Origin of the sequence: Bradyrhizobium diazoefficiens, from assembly GCF_016616235.1 — a bacterium.
GTDB classification, from domain to species: Bacteria; Pseudomonadota; Alphaproteobacteria; order Rhizobiales; family Xanthobacteraceae; genus Bradyrhizobium; species Bradyrhizobium diazoefficiens_H.
The window spans coordinates 5240974-5256776 of the sequence record NZ_CP067100.1 but is presented as its reverse complement, the minus strand read 5'-3'; the positions used below and the strand labels follow the sequence as shown (position 1 = coordinate 5256776).

Genomic DNA, 15803 nt, shown 5'->3' with positions numbered 1-15803 from the left:
GAACTCCGGCCGACTTCTCGGTTTCACGGCGCCACAGCCGTGAACTTACTTGGCAAGCCTCGTCTTGATCTCCGAGAGCCCGGCTTCGTAGACGCCGGTCAGCGCTTCCTTTGCAGCCGTTTCCTTGCCCTGGTCCGGCGTGTAGGAGCCGCTCCAGGTCACGGTTGATGTCCCGTCCGCATTGGCCGTGACCTTGATGGTCGACGCATAATCGGTGACGGGAAGCGGACTGGCGAGGAATGCGTAGGAGTAGCTGCGCTCGGCTTCGTTTCGCGCCGTTTGCTTTTCCACGAAGGCGGTCTTGCCGTCCTTCGTGACGAGAATGCGGGTCGAAGGTGCCTTTCCATCCTCGATGCATTCGCCGACCGGCGGCAGCCACGCCTTGATGGCGCAGAACGGGCCGATCAGGGACCACACGGCTGATGCAGACGCTTTCACCTCGGCGCTGCGCGAAATTGTCTCGGCAAGGGCGGGTGGGACACCCAGGCTCGAAAGCAGGGCGATACTGAGCATCATCAGCAGCATCGAACGAAGGGTGGGATGGCTCAAATGTTTACGCATTGGAAGTCCTGTTCATCTAAGGGGGCGAGACGTCTCTCCTGTCGGAGAAAGCGAGGCGGAGCCCGGAAAGCCCGCATGAGAGCCAGGTATCAGCCGGCGTCATGCGCAACGAGTTCAGGAACTGAATCGAGGCCGGTACAGAATCTGAACTGGAGTCGGCGCCCCGCCACGGTTAGATTTCCCGTTCGCGTACAGGAGGGAAACATGGCCGTCGGTAGCTATAAGCAGTTCTGTCCGGTCGCGATGGCGGCCGAGGTCCTCTGCACGCGCTGGACCGTGGTGTTGCTGCGCGAACTCGTCGCTGGCTCCACTCGCTTCAACGAATTGCGGCGCGGAGTGCCGCGCATGTCGCCCGCCTTGCTGTCGCAGCGATTAAGAGACCTCGAAGCTGCCGGCATCGTTGCTCGCGAGCTCTCGGTGTCAGACCCGGGCATATTCGAATATCGTCTCACCGCATCCGGGCGCGAGCTCGGGCCGATCGTCGAGGCCTTCGGCATCTGGGGCCAGCGTCGGATCGAAGCAGACCTGTCGCTCCAGCATCTCGACGTCCAGCTTCTGATGTGGGACATGCGGCGCAATCTGAATACGACGCCGATGCCGAAGGGGCGCAACGTGATTCAGTTCGCGTATCCCGAGCTTCCAGCCGCCCAGCGGTGCTGGTGGCTGATCGTCGATCCCGCGGACGGCGTCGATCTCTGCTCGGTCGATCCCGGCTTCGACGTCGACCTATACGTCTCCGTCGACCTGCGAACAATGACGGCGATCTGGATGGGGCTGGACACCGTGCGGGCGGCGGTCGGGAACCAGCGAATGTTATTGACCGGCGACCGCAAAATCGCGTCTGCCATGCAGACCTGGCTCGGCCTCAGCCCGTTCGCGAAAGAGCGCAAGCTGGCGAGCTGAGATCGCAGTACAGTTCCAGTACTGGAAGTGACCCGAAGCTCCCTGCTAGTCGAAGTGAGTTGTCCAACTTCGAAAGGGATTTGAATGAGTCACGCTGGAAGCTGCTTTTGCGGAGCCGTCACGCTTGTCGTCAGCGGCGCGCCCGAGGCCATGGGTTACTGCCATTGTCGTTCTTGCCGCTCCTGGTCGGGCGGGCCGGTCAATGCCTTCAGCCTTTGGAAGGCTGGGATGGTGGAAATCGTATCCGGAGCCGAGAACGTCGCGACCTACCAAAAGACGCCGCTCAGTGAGCGGCAGTACTGTAGGCAGTGCGGCGGTCATCTCCTGACAAATCATCGGCCGCTTGGACTCGTCGACGTGTTCGCCGCGACGATACCGACGCTGGATTTTGTGCCCGCGGTCCACGTCAACTATGCCGAGACTGTTCTGCCGATGCGCGACGGCCTGCCGAAGCTCCGCGATTTTCCGGCTGAGCTCGGCGGGTCCGGCGAGACCGTTGCGGAGTAACTGTCTCATTGGATTCGAGAATACCCCAGGCACACGGCCGTCGGGCCGCTGCCTGGGCCATGCGCTTGTTCAACAAGAGGAGACCAATGTGACAATTGCAACCGCAACGACCACCATCCGCGTCAGGCGCCCTCGTCTGATGGCTTTCGCATGCTCCGCGATCGTTCTGCTCGCGTGGTGGACCGGACCGGCTTCTGCCCGCGCATCCCTGTGTGACCGGAAGTGGCTGAGCTGCAACAGCCCAAAATGCACCGGCACGAAATGCATGCAGAAATGCGACCAGCAATATTCGAAATGCAGAAGCGGTCCGTTCGCGGATTGAAGCTAGGCCCTCACTTGGGCGAACACGAGGTGAGCGGGGCCGAGATCGCCGGCCTCGCGCTTCGCAATCACGGAACGGAGGCGTTTTCGCATTTTTAGTTTAGCCGCCCTTAGCCCTGGCGGCGCAGGAAGCCGGTGATCGTGACCTTGTCCCAGATGCCGGCGGCGGCAAAGGGATCGGCGCGATTGAAAGCTTCCACCTCGGCGCGGCCGGGCGCCTCAATCAGGAACAGGCTGCCGATCATGGTTGCGCCGTCGTCGGCGACGAGCGGCCCCGACATCACGATCTTGACGCCGAAGGGCGAGGTGTCGCTCAGGAAGGCTTTATGTGCATCGTAACTGGCGAGCCGGGTCGGCAGCGCGCCGGCGCGGTCGACGGCATGGATGGCGAACAGCATGGTGTCTCCGTCTTCTTGGGACGGCCGCTAATACGGCCGTCCGTAATTGTCGTGATGGAAGGACTTATTTTGCGCCGAGCTTGCCGGCGTCCTCGAAGGTCGGGCAGGTGCGCTGCTCAAGCGGCACGTCGAACGGCCCAAAATTGTCCTTGGTGATGACGGTCGGCTTCAGCACGATCTCGCTGATGACCGGCTGGTTGCGCAAGGCGCGGATCGCCATCATGGTGCCGAGGCAGCCTTGGGCAAATCCGTTGTAGTCGCCGCTCGCGAGCAGCTTGCCGGACTTGATCGCGTCGATCGCCTCCTTGGTGCCGTTGATGCCGATCACTTGCGCCTTCCGGTTCGCGCCGTCGAGCGCCTCGATCGCGCCGACCGCCATGGCATCGTTCGCAGCGAGCACGCCGTCGATCTGCGCATTCGACTGCATCAGGTTCTCCATCACCTGGAGCGCCTGCAGCCGCTGGTAGTTGCCGGGCTGTGAGGCCAAGAGCTTGGCGCCTGGATTTTCCTTGATCGCGTCGTTGAAGCCGCGGACGCGGTCGACATTGGTCAGCGAGCCCTTGACGCCCTCGATGATGACGATGTTGCCCTTGCCGCCAAGCGTCTTGAGCAGGAAGCGCGCGGTCTCGAGCCCGAGGCTGTAATCGTCGGCGCCGACGAAGGAGAGGAACTTGCCGCCGGCCGAGCGGTCGGTGATGTTGACGACCGGGATCTTGGCCTCGTTGATCTTCTCGACCCCCGGCACCATCGCCTTGTAATCGACCGGCGTGAACACGATCGCGCTCGGCTTCTTGACGACGACGTCCTCGATCTGGCTGAGCTGCTCGGGGATCGAGTCCGGCTTGGTTGGGATGTATTGCAGCGTCTTCCCGTTCAGCGATTTTGCCATGTTGTCGGCGCCGACCCGCACCGTCTGAAAGAACGGGTTGGTCTGGTTCTTGGTGAAGACGGCGATGGTCTCGCCGTCGGCACGCACTTCGGTGGTGAACGCGGCCGCCATCAGCAGCGGCAGCGCGAGATAGCCCAGTGTCTGTTTCATGTTGCCTCCATCCCTCATTTTGCTTGTTGAAACTCTAGAACTCATTGCGCGCGGCGGCGGGTCTTCATGTCGAGCCAGACCGCGAGAATGACGATGATGCCTGTCACCAGCGGCTGCCAGTTGGCGCTGACCGACAACAGATTCATGCCGTTGAGCACCAGCGTCAGGATCAGCGCGCCGATGAAGGTGCCGAACACGGTGCCGACGCCGCCGAACAGCGAGGTGCCGCCGATCAGCACGGCCGCGATCGCCGGCAAGGTCAGGCTCTCGCCGATATCGGCTTCGGCCGAATTGAGCCGCGACAGGAAGATGATCGAGGCGAGCCCCGCCATGATGCCTGAGACCGCGTAGACCAGCAGCAGGCGCCGCGCGACGGGAATGCCGGAGAGGCGGGCGGCGACCGGATTGGCGCCGATCGCATAGATCTCCTGGCCCCAGATCGTGCGCTGCGCGAACAGTGTTCCGATCCCGAGAAACACCAGCAGCAGATAGACCGGGATCGGCAGGCCGAACAGATAGCCGCTGCCGATCTGGCGGAAGCCTGCCGGGAAGCCGTGCAGCGTCTCGCCGGCCATGTACCAATAGGTCAGGCCGTTCAGCACCCAGAGCATGCCGTAGGTGGCGATAAAGGAGGGGATGCGGAGCGCCGTAACCATGATGCCGTTGAGGAGGCCGACGATGCCGCCACAGGCGAGCCCGGTGAGAATGCCGAGCGCCGGCGAACCGGTCTTGTGGATCACCGTGCCGGCGATACAGGCCGACAGCGCGACATTGGCGCCGACGGACAGATCAAGCCCGGCCGTGAGCACCACCAGCGTCAGGCCGGAGGCGATAAAGAAGGTCAGGCTTGCCTGCCGGAGCACGTTAAGAATGTTGCCGAGGCTCAGGAAGGAGTCGCTGAACACGGCGAGCACCGCGCAGATCAGCAGCGCGGCGAGCAAGCGATAGAATAGCTGGATCGCGTCCTGCGACAGGAACGAGCGGGGCGGCATCATCGTCTCTTTGGTGATGTCGGTCATGCGCGGCTCCTGAGGCCGTCGAGGAACAGGGCAACGATGACGAGGACGCCGACGCTTGCGACTTGCACCGAGGACGGCAGCGAGATCAGGTTCAGCCCGTTGCGCAGCACGCCGACGGAGATCACGCCGAGCAGCGTGCCGAGCAGCCACCCATTGCCGCGCTCGAACGAGGTGCCGCCGACGGCGACGGCGGCGATCGCGTCGAATTCGAGGCCAAGGCCGGCAGTCGGATGACCGGAATTCATCCGCGCAGTCATCAATAGGCCCGCGATGCCCGCCATGGCGCCGCCGATGGCGTAGACCGCGATCAGCAGCTTGTTCGGCGACAGGCCGGCATAGCGCAGCGCCTCACGATTTCCTCCGAGCGCGAAGATGTAGGTGCCGAAGCGGGTGTGATAGAGCAGGCCATGGAACGCTGCGTAAGTCACCAGCGCCATCACGATCGGCACCGGCACGCCGAGCAGCGTCGCCGAATAGATGTCGCGCACGCTGTGGGGGATGCCGACCACGCTCTGGCCGTCGCTGACGATCAGCGACAGGCCCTGCGCCATGCCGAGCGTGCCGAGCGTCGCGACGAAGGGCGGGATGCCAAGGATCGCGACCAGCCAGCCGTTGACCGTGCCGAAGGCCGCGCCGACCACAAGGCCGGCGCCAAGGCCCAGCAGCATCGACTTGGTCGCGAGCGAGACGATGGCGACGCAGAGCGAGGTCAGCGTCAGCACCGCGCCCATCGACAGGTCCAGCCCCTCTGTCATGATGATCAAGGTCATCGGCAGCGCCAGCATGGTGAGAATCGTCGACTGCACCAGCACGTTGGAGAGGTTGGCAACCGACAGGAAGCCGGGCGCGATCGCGCTGAACAGCGCGATCAGCAGCACCAGCACGATGGCAACGCCGGGAATGCGTTGCAGCGGATTCGGTTGAGCGACGACGGCGGCCTCACGCATGATGCATCCCCAGTCGCACGATGTTCTCCTCGGTCAGTTCGCTGCGGGTCAAATGTCCGGCGATGCGCCCCTCCCGCATCACATAAGCGCGGTCGCAGACATGGCAGATCTCGACCTGCTCGGACGAGATCATCAGGGCGGCCGCGCCTTCCGCGACGAGACGGTCGATCAGCGCAAAAATCTCGGACTTGGCCCCGATGTCGATGCCCCGCGTCGGCTCGTCGAAGATGAAGAGTTTTGAGCCGGCCGCCAGCCATTTGCCGATCACGACCTTCTGTTGGTTGCCGCCCGAGAGCAGGCCGACGGTCTGCCGCGCGCTGGGCGTCGCAATCCGGAGCTGCCGGATCAAGCCGTCGGACGTGCGCTGCGCGCTGCGCTGGTCGAACAGCCCGCTCGGGAACAGCTTTCGAAGAGCCGACACCACCAGATTGTCGCCGACGGAGCGCAGCAGCGCGAGGCCCTCGCTCTTGCGGCTCTCCGGGATCAACGCGATGCCGCGGCGGGCGGCGAGGTCAGGCTGGCCGGACATGGTCCTGCCGTCGAAGATGATCTCGCCTGATGTCACGGGATCGGCGCCGAAGATGGCGCGCGCGACCTCGCTGCGGCCGGAGCCGACCAAGCCGCACAGGCCGACGATCTCGCCGCGGCGCACCTCGATGTTGATGTCGGAGATGCCCGTCGCCGCAGTCAGGCCCTTGACCTCTAGCAGCAGCTCGCCGGGCTTGTCGGCAAAATGGCGCGGATAGGTCATGTCGACATTGCGGCCGACCATCATGCGCACCAGCTGGTCTGGCGTGACATCGGCCGGCTTGACGCCGTCGATGCGGCGGCCGTCGCGCAGCACCGTGATGCGGTCGCCGAGCGCGAACACCTCGGCCATGCGATGGGAAATATAGACGATCGACACGCCATCGGCCTTCAGCCGCGCGATCAGCGCGAACAGGAGCTCGGTCTCGCGGTCGGACAGCGCCGCGGTCGGCTCGTCCATGACGAGGATGCGGGCGTTCTGGCTGATCGCCTTCGCGATCTCGACCATCTGCTGCTGCGCCACGCCCAGCTTGTCGACGATGGTGGAGGGATCGATGTCGAAGCCGATCGTGTCGAGCACGCGCTTGGCGTCGGCCAGGATCTTGCGGCGGTCGATGGTGCCGGGGATGCGGCCCTTCGGCTCCCGGCCGAGGAAGATGTTCTGGGCAATATCGAGATAGGGGACTAGCGAGAATTCCTGGAAGATCACGGCAATGCCGAGCTTCTGCGCATCCGCGGTCGAGGAGATCGCGACCTTGTTGCCCTCATAGTAGAATTCGCCCGCGTCGGCGCTATAGGCGCCGCACAGTACCTTCATGAGACTCGACTTGCCGGCACCGTTCTCGCCGAGCAACATGTGGACTTCGCCGGGATAGACGGCGAACGACACGTCGTCCAGCGCCTTGACGCCGGGAAACTCCTTGCTGATGCCGCGCAGTTCCAGCAGCGGCGTCGGCGAGGTGACCTCGATCGGGAGCGCATCGCTCATGCCTTGGCTCCCTTTGCAAAGATCTTTCCGGGGTTCATCAGCCCATCAGGATCGAGCGCGGTCTTGACCTGTCGCATCACATCGACGGCCTCGCCGAGTTCATCCGCGAGATAGTCGATCTTGCCGAGACCGATGCCGTGCTCGCCGGTGCAGGTGCCGTCCATGGCGATGGCACGGGCGACCATGCGGGCTTGCAGCGCCTTGGCGCTTTCGGCCTCCTCTGGCTTCGAAGGATCGATCAGGATCAGCATGTGAAAATTGCCGTCGCCGACATGGCCGACGATCGGCGCGGTAAAGCCGTGCGCGTCCGCATCGCGCCGCGTCTCGGTGAGGCATTCGGCCAGCCGCGAGATCGGCACGCAGACGTCGGTGATGACCGCACGCGCGCCGGGGCGGAGGCCGAGGCCGGCATAGAGCGTGTTGTCGCGTGCGTGCCAGAGCCGGCTGCGGTCTTCCGGCGCCTTGGCCCAGGCAAAGCCGTGGCCGCCATGGTCGGCGGCGATCGCCTCGGCGGCCTCGGCCTGCTCGGCGACGGAGGTCTCGGAGCCATGGAATTCGAAGAACAAAGTGGGCGCCTCGCGGTAGCCGAGCTTGGCGTAGGCGTTGATGCCGCGCATCATGACGTCATCGAGCAGCTCGATGCGGGCCACGGGAATCGCGGACTGGATCACGGAGATCGCGGTGTCGACGGCATCATGCAGGGTGTCGAAGCTGCAGACCGCCGCTGAGATGGCTTGTGGCACCGGATGCAGCTTCAGGGTGATCTCGGTGATGATGCCGAGCGTTCCTTCCGCACCGACGAACATCCGCGTCAAATCATAACCGGCGGCCGATTTGCGGGCGCGCCTCGCGGTGCGGATGACGCGGCCGTCGGCAAGCACCACCTCCAGCGCCATCACATTGTCCTTCATGGTGCCGTAGCGCACCGCCATGGTGCCGGAGGCGCGCGTCGAGGTCATGCCGCCGATCGAGGCGTCGGCGCCGGGATCGATCGGAAAGAACAGGCCGGTATTGCGCAGCTCCGCATTGAGCTGCTTGCGGGTGATGCCCGGCTGCACCACGACATCCATGTCGCTGTCGTGCACGGACAGCACCTTGTTCATGCGCGCGAAGTCGAAGCAGACGCCGCCCGCGACCGCGGCCGCGTTGCCTTCGAGCGAGGTTCCGGCGCCGAACGGGACGATCGGCATGTTCGCGCCCGCGCAGAGCTTGACGATCTCCGCGACCTCCTGCGTGGTTTCTGGGAAGACCACGATGTCGGGCGGCAGGTTGCGATAGTGCGACTCGCTCTGCCCATGCTGATCGAGCACGCCGCGCGCGACGCTCGCGCGCGGGCCGATCATGCCGGTGAGGCGATCGGCCAATATGCTGGTGCTCACTCGCGGTCCCATCCCTAGCTCCCGTCTGCTCCCTGTTAGCGGACTCTTGTCGGCCCGCTGCTCAAGCTTAGGCGGCTCTTGCGCTACTCGCGAGCTGCTTCAGGCCGAAATCGTAGTTCAGGTGAAAATACTCGCTGTCGACCATGCGACCATCCGGCGCACGGCCGGGCGGGCAGCGCACAAATTCGCGGATCAGGCTGTCCTTGACGCCGAACACCACGTCGCTGTCGAGATACCGGTCCCCTGCGACGAACACGTGCGTCACCAGCTGCTCGAAGCCGGGCGCCGAGATCATGAAATGCACATGCGCCGGGCGCCAGGGATGGCGGCCCTGCGCCTCAAGCATCTCGCCGACCGGACCGTCATGCGGAATCGGATAGGCGGCCGGCTTGATCGACCAGAAATGGAAGCGGCCGTCGGCACCGGTGTGGAAGCGCGCGCGCATCGCGAGATCGCCGATGTCGTCGAGCTGCTGCACGTCGTAATAGCCGTTGCCGTCGGAGTGCCAGACGTCGACAATCGCGCCGACGAGCGGCTTGCCGTCGACGGTCGAGACCGAGCCGGTGACCAGCATCGGATCGCCTTCCATCGGGCCGGAGATATCGGCGCCGCTGTCCTTCTCCGGTGCGGCTTGGACGAAGAACGGGCCGAGCACGGTGGTCTCAGTCGCGCCCTCCGGCACTGGATGGTTGATCGCGTCGACCAGCATGGAGACGCCGAGCGTGTCCGACAGCAGGATAAACTCCTGGCGTTTGTCGTCGCACATGTGGCCGGTGCGGGTCAGGAAATCGATGCCGTACTCCCATTCCTTCTGGGTCGGCCGCACCTCGCGGACGAAGGCGTGCAGGTGACGCACCAGTGCCTCGCTGATCTGCTTGATCCGAGGATCGGTTGCGCCCGCGATCCGCTCCAGCACTGCGTCGGTGATCGTGTTCTCGTTGAAGTTACGCATCTGTATCTCCGCGATCAGAGTTTGGGTTCGCCAAGTCCGGACAGACGTTCCAGGTGCTTGACGGTCGCGATGAAGTCGGCCTCGCCGTCGCCCTGTGCGACCAGCGAGCCGTAGGTCTCGCGCACTTGCGCGGCGAGCTGAAGCGGGACGCCGACGGCGTGGCCGGCACCGAGGATGAGATCAAGATCCTTGGCCATCTGTTTGCAGGAGAAGGTCGACTCGAAGTCGCGGGTCCGCAGCGGTGCAGTCTTGTACTTCACCATCGGGGACGCCACCGCGCTGTCGTCGAGCACCTTCAAAATGTCCTGCCAGGCGATGCCGCCCTTGCGCGCCAGCGCCAGGCTCTCCGCCATCATCGCGGCCGACACCGCGATCATCAGATTGACCGAAAGCTTTGCGTAGCGTGCTTCCTCCGCCGGACCGAGATAGGTCTGGGCGCGGGTGAAGGCAGCGAACAGCGGTTTTGCGGTCTCGAAGGCGTCCTTCGGCCCCGAGACGAAGCAGGTCAGCGCGCCGGTGTGGACGATGCTGGCATTGCCGGAGACCGGCGAACGCAGATAGGCGATGCCGCGCGCCTGTGCGGCGGCCGCAACCTCGGTGGAAGCCTCAACGCTGACGGTGCTGGTTTCGATCAGCACAGATCCGACAGCCATCGCGGCGATGAGGCCGGTCGGGCCGAGCAGCGCGCCTCGCAGAGCGACATCATCGGGTAGGGAGGTGATGACAACGGCCTTGCCGTTCGCCGCCTCGGCCGGCGAAGCGGCAATCGCGATGCCTTGCGCGCGCGCCTCGTCGGTCCGCGCCGAGTTCTGGTCGAACGCGGTGACGGCGTATCCGGCCTTGGCGACGAGCATTGACATCGGCAGGCCCATCTTGCCGATTCCGATGAAAGCAACGTTCTTTGCGCTGTCCGTCATTGTTGTTGTCCTTGGCCGCGTCAGGCGGCGCGTCCCTGTCGCTCGATGTCCTGCACCAGCCGCCGGCCGGATTGGGCCAGCAGCTCCTTCTTCGCGTCCAGCCCCTCGACCAGCAGCCTGCCGTTCCGCTTCTTCCAGGTGCCGCCGATCATCACCGCCTCGATATTGGCAAGGCTCGTCTGCATCACCACGGTGGCGACGGGATCGTGCACCGGAAAGAGGTTGAGATCGCTGGCGTTGATGATGACAAGGTCGGCAAGCTTGCCCGGCGTCAGCGAGCCGATCTGATGTCCGCGGCCGAGCATGCGCGCGCCCTCCGTGGTGATCCAGCGCAGCGCCTCGCGCACGGGGATCGTGGTCGTCGCGGGAATGGTGCCATTGGTCTTGCGCTGCTCCGCATTGTCGAGCGCCCGCTGCATCGACAGCGCGACGCGCGCGACGGAGAGAAGATCGCCGGCCAGCACGGATTCAAGGTCGATACCAATGGTCGGCCGCACGCCGCGCTTGAGCAGCCGTCCAGTGATCGGGAAACCGTGGCCCTGGATCATCTCGTTCTCCGGCGTCACCGAGAACGACACGCCGAGATCGACCATCCGGTCCAGGAGATCGTCGGGCAGGTCGTTGCCATGGACGATGTTGATGCCGGCGCCGACCAGGCCGGCCTCGATCAGCTTCTCCCAGCCGCCGGGCGTCTTGGCCGGACCTCCGCCCTGATGCATCGAGGCGATCAGGTTGAGCTCACGGGCCAGGCGGAAATCGTGCATAGCGACGTCGAGCGTCGAATAGTGTGGCCCCAGAATCGCAAGCCCAAGTGTGACGAGGCCGTCGCGGTCGGCGAGGGGTCCCGCCAGCAGCCGTTCGACCTCGCGGCGTGGATGCGGCACTTCCGAGAAATGCGGCTCGCCCGGTTTCGGCTCTGGCTTGGGCGAGCCATGGAAGAAGGCGGCGCGGATGCCGCTCTCGATCAGGCCGCGGACCGCGGCGTCGGTGTGATCAGGCGTCGGGTTGTTGTGGCACCAGTCCACCAGGGTGGTCGTGCCGTAATTGATCTGGTTCAGCGCGCCGACGAGGGTCGCGATGTGAATGTCCTCGGGCCGGAACACGGTCGCGAGGCCCGCATGCATGCGGCGGAAATATTCCAGCAGCGTCCAGTTCGCGGCATAGCCGCGCAAGCCCGTCTGCCAAGTGTGCATGTGGGCGTTGATCAGGCCGGGAATGACGATGCGGTCTTTGCCATCGACGATCTCGGTGTCGGACGCGCCGCTGCCGAGCTCGATCGACGGCCGCACCTCGGCGATGCGGTCGCCCTCGACCAGCACGTCGCCAGCCTCGAAGTCGCCGATCGCGTCATCCATGCTGATGACGGTGGCCGATCTGATCAGCGTGCGCCGCATCGTGTCACGCCGCCGCTGTGACGGTGCCGGGCGGCTCGCCGGCCCAGGCGCGTGCGATCAGGTCGCGGATGGCATTGCGGTCCAGCGGGCGCGGGTTCCAGTAGGCGTTGGTGACGGCGAGATCCGCGGCCTTGTCGATGCCGCTCTCGGGCATGCCGACATCGCGCAGCGCCAGCTTCGCGCCCAGTCCCTTTGCAAGGTCGAAAAGTCCTTGCGATGCATCGGCCGCGCCGATCGCGCGCGCGATGCGCGCCATCGCATCCGGCACGGCCGGCGCATTGTAGGCCAGTGCGTGCGGCAGCACGATGGTGTGGGTCTCCGCATGCGGCAGGTCGAAGGTGCCGCCGAGCGTGTGGCAGAGCTTGTGATGCAGCGCCATGCCGACGGTGCCGAGGCAGACGCCGCACAGCCAGGCGCCATAGAGCGCTTCGGTGCGGGCCTCGCGGTCGTCGCTGCTGGCGGCAATGGCGGGCAGGGCGCGTGCGAGGGCGCGGATGCCTTCCTCCGCCATCAGCGATGTCACCGGATTGGTGTCGCGGGCGTAAAGCGCTTCCGCCGCATGGGCGATCGCGTTGATGCCCGATGTCGCGGCGAGGCCTACCGGCAATCTGATGGTGAGGTCGACATCGTAGATCACGGTCTCGGGCAGCACCGCTGTGTCGCGCACCGTCGTCTTCAGGCCGTTCTCGGTCTGGCCGACGATCGGGGTCATCTCCGAGCCGGCATAGGTGGTGGGAATGCAGAGCTGGTTGACGCCGGTGCGCAAGGCCAGCGCCTTGCCGAGGCCGGTGGTGGAGCCGCCGCCGAGCGAGACAACGCAGTCGGCTTGGCACGCCTTCATCGCCGCGAGCGCGCGTTCGGTGACCTCGACCGGCGTGTGCATCGTGGCGCCCGGAAAAATGTCTGCATAGACCGGACCAAGCGCGGCACCAAGGCTCTTGCCCTGTGCCTCCTGCTGCGGCGTCGTCAACACCAGCGCGCGCTTGCCGCCGAGCCGCTCGACCTCGGCCTTGGCGCTAGCCAGCGTTCCGCTGCCGAACACGACGCGGCAGGGCAGGTTTTCAAAGGTGAACGAACCGATCATGCGCCGGTCTCTTTGATGGGATAATCGACCTGGAAGCGCCCGATCCGCAAGTCGCCCAGTGCCTCGCGGACGCGCAGGTGCTCCGGGTGAGTGGCATAGGCGCTGAGCGCCGCCTGGCTGGTGAACTCGGAGAACAACACCACGTCGCAGGCGTAATCGACATCGCTAACGTCGAGGCCGACCTCAATATGGGTCAGGCCGTCGATCCGGCCCTTGAGCCCCTCGAACAGGGTCTTGAGCTTGATCCGGGCGGCGGAGCGCTCCGCTGGGGTTTCCCCGCGCAGCCGCCACATCACGATGTGCCTGATCGGGCCCGACATTTCCTTATTTCCTCGCCTGCCATTGTCTTTTGTTGGCGCCATTTTGCCTTGCGCAAATCGGAAATAAAGGTCAAACTTTGTAAGTCTCTTTTCCTGTTTATGCAAAAATGGACCGGCTGCTCCAACTCGAAGTCTTCTCCAGAACCGCCGAGCTCGGCAGTCTGTCCAAGGCCGCCGAGATCCTGCGGATGTCGAATGCGGCCGCCAGCCGCCATCTCAGCGCGCTGGAGGAGCGGCTTGCGGTTCGGCTGATCGAGCGCAACACGCGCCGGCAATGGCTGACCGAGGCAGGCCAGGAGCTGTTGCAGCGCTGCAGCACGCTGCTCAACGAGCTCGCCGAAGCTGAGGACGCGGTCTCCGACCGCGCGCTGTCGCCGAAGGGCATGCTGCGCGTGACGTCTTCGCTGTCCTTCGCGATGATCTATCTCGCGCCGATGTTGCCGGCCTTCCGCGCGCTTTATCCCGATCTGAGCGTGCAGATCATCAGCGCCAATCGCTATCTTGATTTCATCGAGGCCGGCATCGATGTGGCGATCCGCACGCGGGAGCACGAGCCGGATTCCAACATCATCGTCCGCCGCATTGGCCAGATGCACCGCGTGCTCGCGGCGGCTCCGTCCTATCTGGAGAAGCACGGCCGTCCCGAGCATCCTGCCGATCTCGCCCGCCACAACATGCTGATCTACAACCTCGCCAATGATCCCTATTCGTTGCGGCTGAGCCAGGGCAGCACGACACAGACGATCCGGGTCGCGCCGACACTCGACAGCAATGACGGCCAGATCATCTGCGGCGCGGCGCGTGCCGGGCTCGGCATCCTGATCCAGCCGCTCTACATCGTGCAGAGCGATATCGCGGCCGGCCGGCTGGTGCCTGTCTTGAGCGGCTGGGAGCTGCCGCTGCTCACCATGAACATCGCCTATCAGAACCGCGTCAGGCTGCCCGCCAAGATCAGGGTCTTTTCCGACTTCCTGGTCGCCCACATCCGCGAGCATTCGGAGCCCGGGATCTGGATCGACGCGGCGAAATGAGCGGGACGCATCCATGTATCTCGGCATCGATCTCGGCACCTCGGCAGTCAAGACCGTTCTTGTCGATAGCGCCCAGCGCGTGATTGCAAGCGAGAGCCGGCCGCTCGCGACCGCCTCGCCGCAATCAGGCCATTCCGAGCAGGACCCTGCGCAGTGGATCGATGCGGCCTTCGCCACGCTGGACGCGCTGAAGGCGAGCCATCCTGGCGCGCTGGCGGCAGTCGAAGGCATCGGACTGTCCGGCCAGATGCACGGTGCCACGCTGCTCGATGCCAGCGCAAAGCCGCTGCGGCCCTGCATCCTCTGGAACGACGGACGCGCGGCCGCGGAGTGCCGTATCCTGGAGCAGCGCTGGCCCGCCTTGCGTACGGTGACGGGCAACAAGGCGATGCCGGGATTCACCGCGCCAAAACTGCTCTGGATCGCGGCGCACGAGCCTGAAATCTTTGCAGCGACAAAACTCGTTCTGATGCCAAAGGCCTATTTGCGCCTGGTGCTGTCAGGCGAGGCCGTCGAAGATGTTTCGGACGCATCGGGATCGCTGTGGCTCGACGCTGCGCGCCGGGACTGGTCGGATGCGGCGCTGGCGGCGACCGGCCTGTCGCGCGATCACATGCCGCGCCTGGTCGAGGGATGCGCGCCCGCAACGACACTGCGCGGCGAGCTCGCGCAGCGCTGGGGGATGACCAGGCGGCCGGTGATCGCGGGCGGCGCCGGCGACAATCCAGCGGGCGCCGTCGGCATCGGCGCGATCCGGCCGGGAAGCGCGTTCGTGTCGCTGGGAACCTCGGGTGCCTTGCTGGCGCCGACCAGCAGGATCGCGGCCAACCCGGACCGCGCGGTGCATACATTCTGTCACGCCGTTCCCGACATGTGGATTCAGGCCGGTGCGATCCTCTCGGCTGCCTCCTGTCTCGCCTGGGCCGCGCGCCTGTTCGGCGTCACCGAGGCCGAGCTATTGGCGCCACTTGGATTTCGCCCGCAGGCGCCGTCGCCGGTGAGCTTCCTGCCTTATCTTGCGGGTGAGCGGACGCCGCACGACGATCCCGCCGCGCGCGGCCTGCTCGATGGTTTGAGCCACGGCACCGATCGCGGGATGATCGTGCAGGCGGTGCTCGAGGGCGTTGCCTTCGCGCTTGCCGATTGCCGCGACGTGCTCGCGGATGCCGGCATTGCGATTGCGGAAGCCGACGTCATCGGCGGCGGTTCGCGGTCGGGGTTCTGGCTCTCGGTGCTGGCCAACGTGCTGAATGTCCCCGTCCATCGCTTTGCCGGCGGTGAGACAGGCGCCGCGTTCGGTGCGGCGAGATTGGGGCGGCTTGCTGTCACCGGTGAGGCGGTCGCCGACGTGTGCACCCGGCCGCAGCGCGTCGAGACGTTCGAACCCGACGCCAGGTTGGTCGATGCCTATGCCGAACGGCTTCCCGCATGGCGCGAACTGTATCGGCCGCGCCACTAGTATCGCTCGACGCTGCATTTCCCTCTGTTCGGTATTGCTCTGTGCCGCGGCCTTTT

General features: G+C 65.2%; 16 protein-coding genes. 4 read left to right on the top strand and 12 right to left on the bottom strand.

Annotated elements, in window-relative coordinates; all coding sequences use genetic code 11:
• Positions 1 to 45: 45 nt before the first annotated feature.
• Positions 46 to 561, bottom strand: a complete 516-nt coding sequence (locus tag JJB99_RS25120) for an SRPBCC family protein (RefSeq protein WP_200494947.1) — start codon at positions 559 to 561, stop codon at positions 46 to 48.
• Between the two features lie 204 nt (positions 562 to 765).
• Here JJB99_RS25120 and JJB99_RS25115 point away from each other — a divergent pair, with 204 nt between their 5' ends.
• Both JJB99_RS25115 and JJB99_RS25110 read left to right on the top strand, forming a co-directional pair.
• A complete protein-coding gene (locus tag JJB99_RS25115) occupies positions 766 to 1464 on the top strand; it encodes a winged helix-turn-helix transcriptional regulator (RefSeq protein ID WP_200494946.1) in 699 nt (232 codons plus the stop codon).
• An 84-nt stretch (positions 1465 to 1548) separates the two neighbouring features.
• Complete coding sequence (locus tag JJB99_RS25110; RefSeq protein ID WP_200494945.1) at positions 1549 to 1971, top strand: GFA family protein; 423 nt, start codon at positions 1549 to 1551, stop codon at positions 1969 to 1971.
• Between the two features lie 431 nt (positions 1972 to 2402).
• Here the strand turns inward: JJB99_RS25110 and JJB99_RS25105 are convergent, their stop codons facing one another.
• From JJB99_RS25105 to JJB99_RS25055, 11 genes are all read right to left on the bottom strand, one after another.
• The gene (locus tag JJB99_RS25105) at positions 2403 to 2690 is read right to left on the bottom strand and encodes a YciI family protein (RefSeq protein WP_200494944.1); all 288 of its coding nucleotides are present in this window, start codon (positions 2688 to 2690) and stop codon (positions 2403 to 2405) included.
• A 64-nt stretch (positions 2691 to 2754) separates the two neighbouring features.
• Positions 2755 to 3729 carry a sugar ABC transporter substrate-binding protein gene (locus JJB99_RS25100; RefSeq protein ID WP_200494943.1) on the bottom strand — a complete coding sequence of 325 codons (975 nt, stop codon included), beginning with the start codon at positions 3727 to 3729 and terminating at the stop codon, positions 2755 to 2757.
• 41 nt (positions 3730 to 3770) lie between these two features.
• Positions 3771 to 4748, bottom strand: coding sequence for an ABC transporter permease (locus tag JJB99_RS25095; protein WP_200494942.1), 978 nt, complete (start codon positions 4746 to 4748; stop codon positions 3771 to 3773).
• Entirely contained in the window at positions 4745 to 5695 is a 951-nt protein-coding gene (locus JJB99_RS25090; RefSeq protein ID WP_200494941.1) for an ABC transporter permease, read from the bottom strand. The genes JJB99_RS25095 and JJB99_RS25090 overlap by 4 nt, the downstream gene beginning before the upstream one ends.
• Complete coding sequence (locus JJB99_RS25085) at positions 5688 to 7211, bottom strand: sugar ABC transporter ATP-binding protein (RefSeq protein WP_200494940.1); 1524 nt, start codon at positions 7209 to 7211, stop codon at positions 5688 to 5690. Before JJB99_RS25085 ends, JJB99_RS25090 begins: the two co-directional genes overlap by 8 nt.
• Positions 7208 to 8602 (bottom strand): FAD-linked oxidase C-terminal domain-containing protein, encoded by a 1395-nt coding sequence (locus tag JJB99_RS25080; protein WP_200494939.1) that lies wholly within the window; start codon positions 8600 to 8602, stop codon positions 7208 to 7210. Before JJB99_RS25080 ends, JJB99_RS25085 begins: the two co-directional genes overlap by 4 nt.
• A 55-nt stretch (positions 8603 to 8657) precedes the next feature.
• Positions 8658 to 9542 (bottom strand): intradiol ring-cleavage dioxygenase, encoded by an 885-nt coding sequence (locus JJB99_RS25075; RefSeq protein ID WP_200494938.1) that lies wholly within the window; start codon positions 9540 to 9542, stop codon positions 8658 to 8660.
• 14 nt (positions 9543 to 9556) lie between these two features.
• A complete protein-coding gene (locus tag JJB99_RS25070; RefSeq protein WP_200494937.1) occupies positions 9557 to 10459 on the bottom strand; it encodes an NAD(P)-dependent oxidoreductase in 903 nt (300 codons plus the stop codon).
• Positions 10460 to 10479: 20 nt separating this feature from the next.
• Entirely contained in the window at positions 10480 to 11853 is a 1374-nt protein-coding gene (locus JJB99_RS25065; RefSeq protein WP_200494936.1) for an amidohydrolase family protein, read from the bottom strand.
• Between the two features lie 4 nt (positions 11854 to 11857).
• Positions 11858 to 12937, bottom strand: coding sequence for a maleylacetate reductase (locus tag JJB99_RS25060; RefSeq protein WP_200494935.1), 1080 nt, complete (start codon positions 12935 to 12937; stop codon positions 11858 to 11860).
• Positions 12934 to 13257, bottom strand: coding sequence for a Dabb family protein (locus JJB99_RS25055; RefSeq protein WP_200494934.1), 324 nt, complete (start codon positions 13255 to 13257; stop codon positions 12934 to 12936). The genes JJB99_RS25060 and JJB99_RS25055 overlap by 4 nt, the downstream gene beginning before the upstream one ends.
• 107 nt (positions 13258 to 13364) lie before the next feature.
• On the opposite strand from JJB99_RS25055, the gene JJB99_RS25050 reads away from it, so the two are divergent.
• The gene (locus JJB99_RS25050) at positions 13365 to 14288 is read left to right on the top strand and encodes a LysR family transcriptional regulator (protein ID WP_200494933.1); all 924 of its coding nucleotides are present in this window, start codon (positions 13365 to 13367) and stop codon (positions 14286 to 14288) included.
• Positions 14289 to 14301: 13 nt separating this feature from the next.
• Positions 14302 to 15747, top strand: coding sequence for a xylulokinase (gene xylB, locus JJB99_RS25045; RefSeq protein WP_200494932.1), 1446 nt, complete (start codon positions 14302 to 14304; stop codon positions 15745 to 15747).
• The last annotated feature ends 56 nt before the right edge of the window (positions 15748 to 15803 follow it).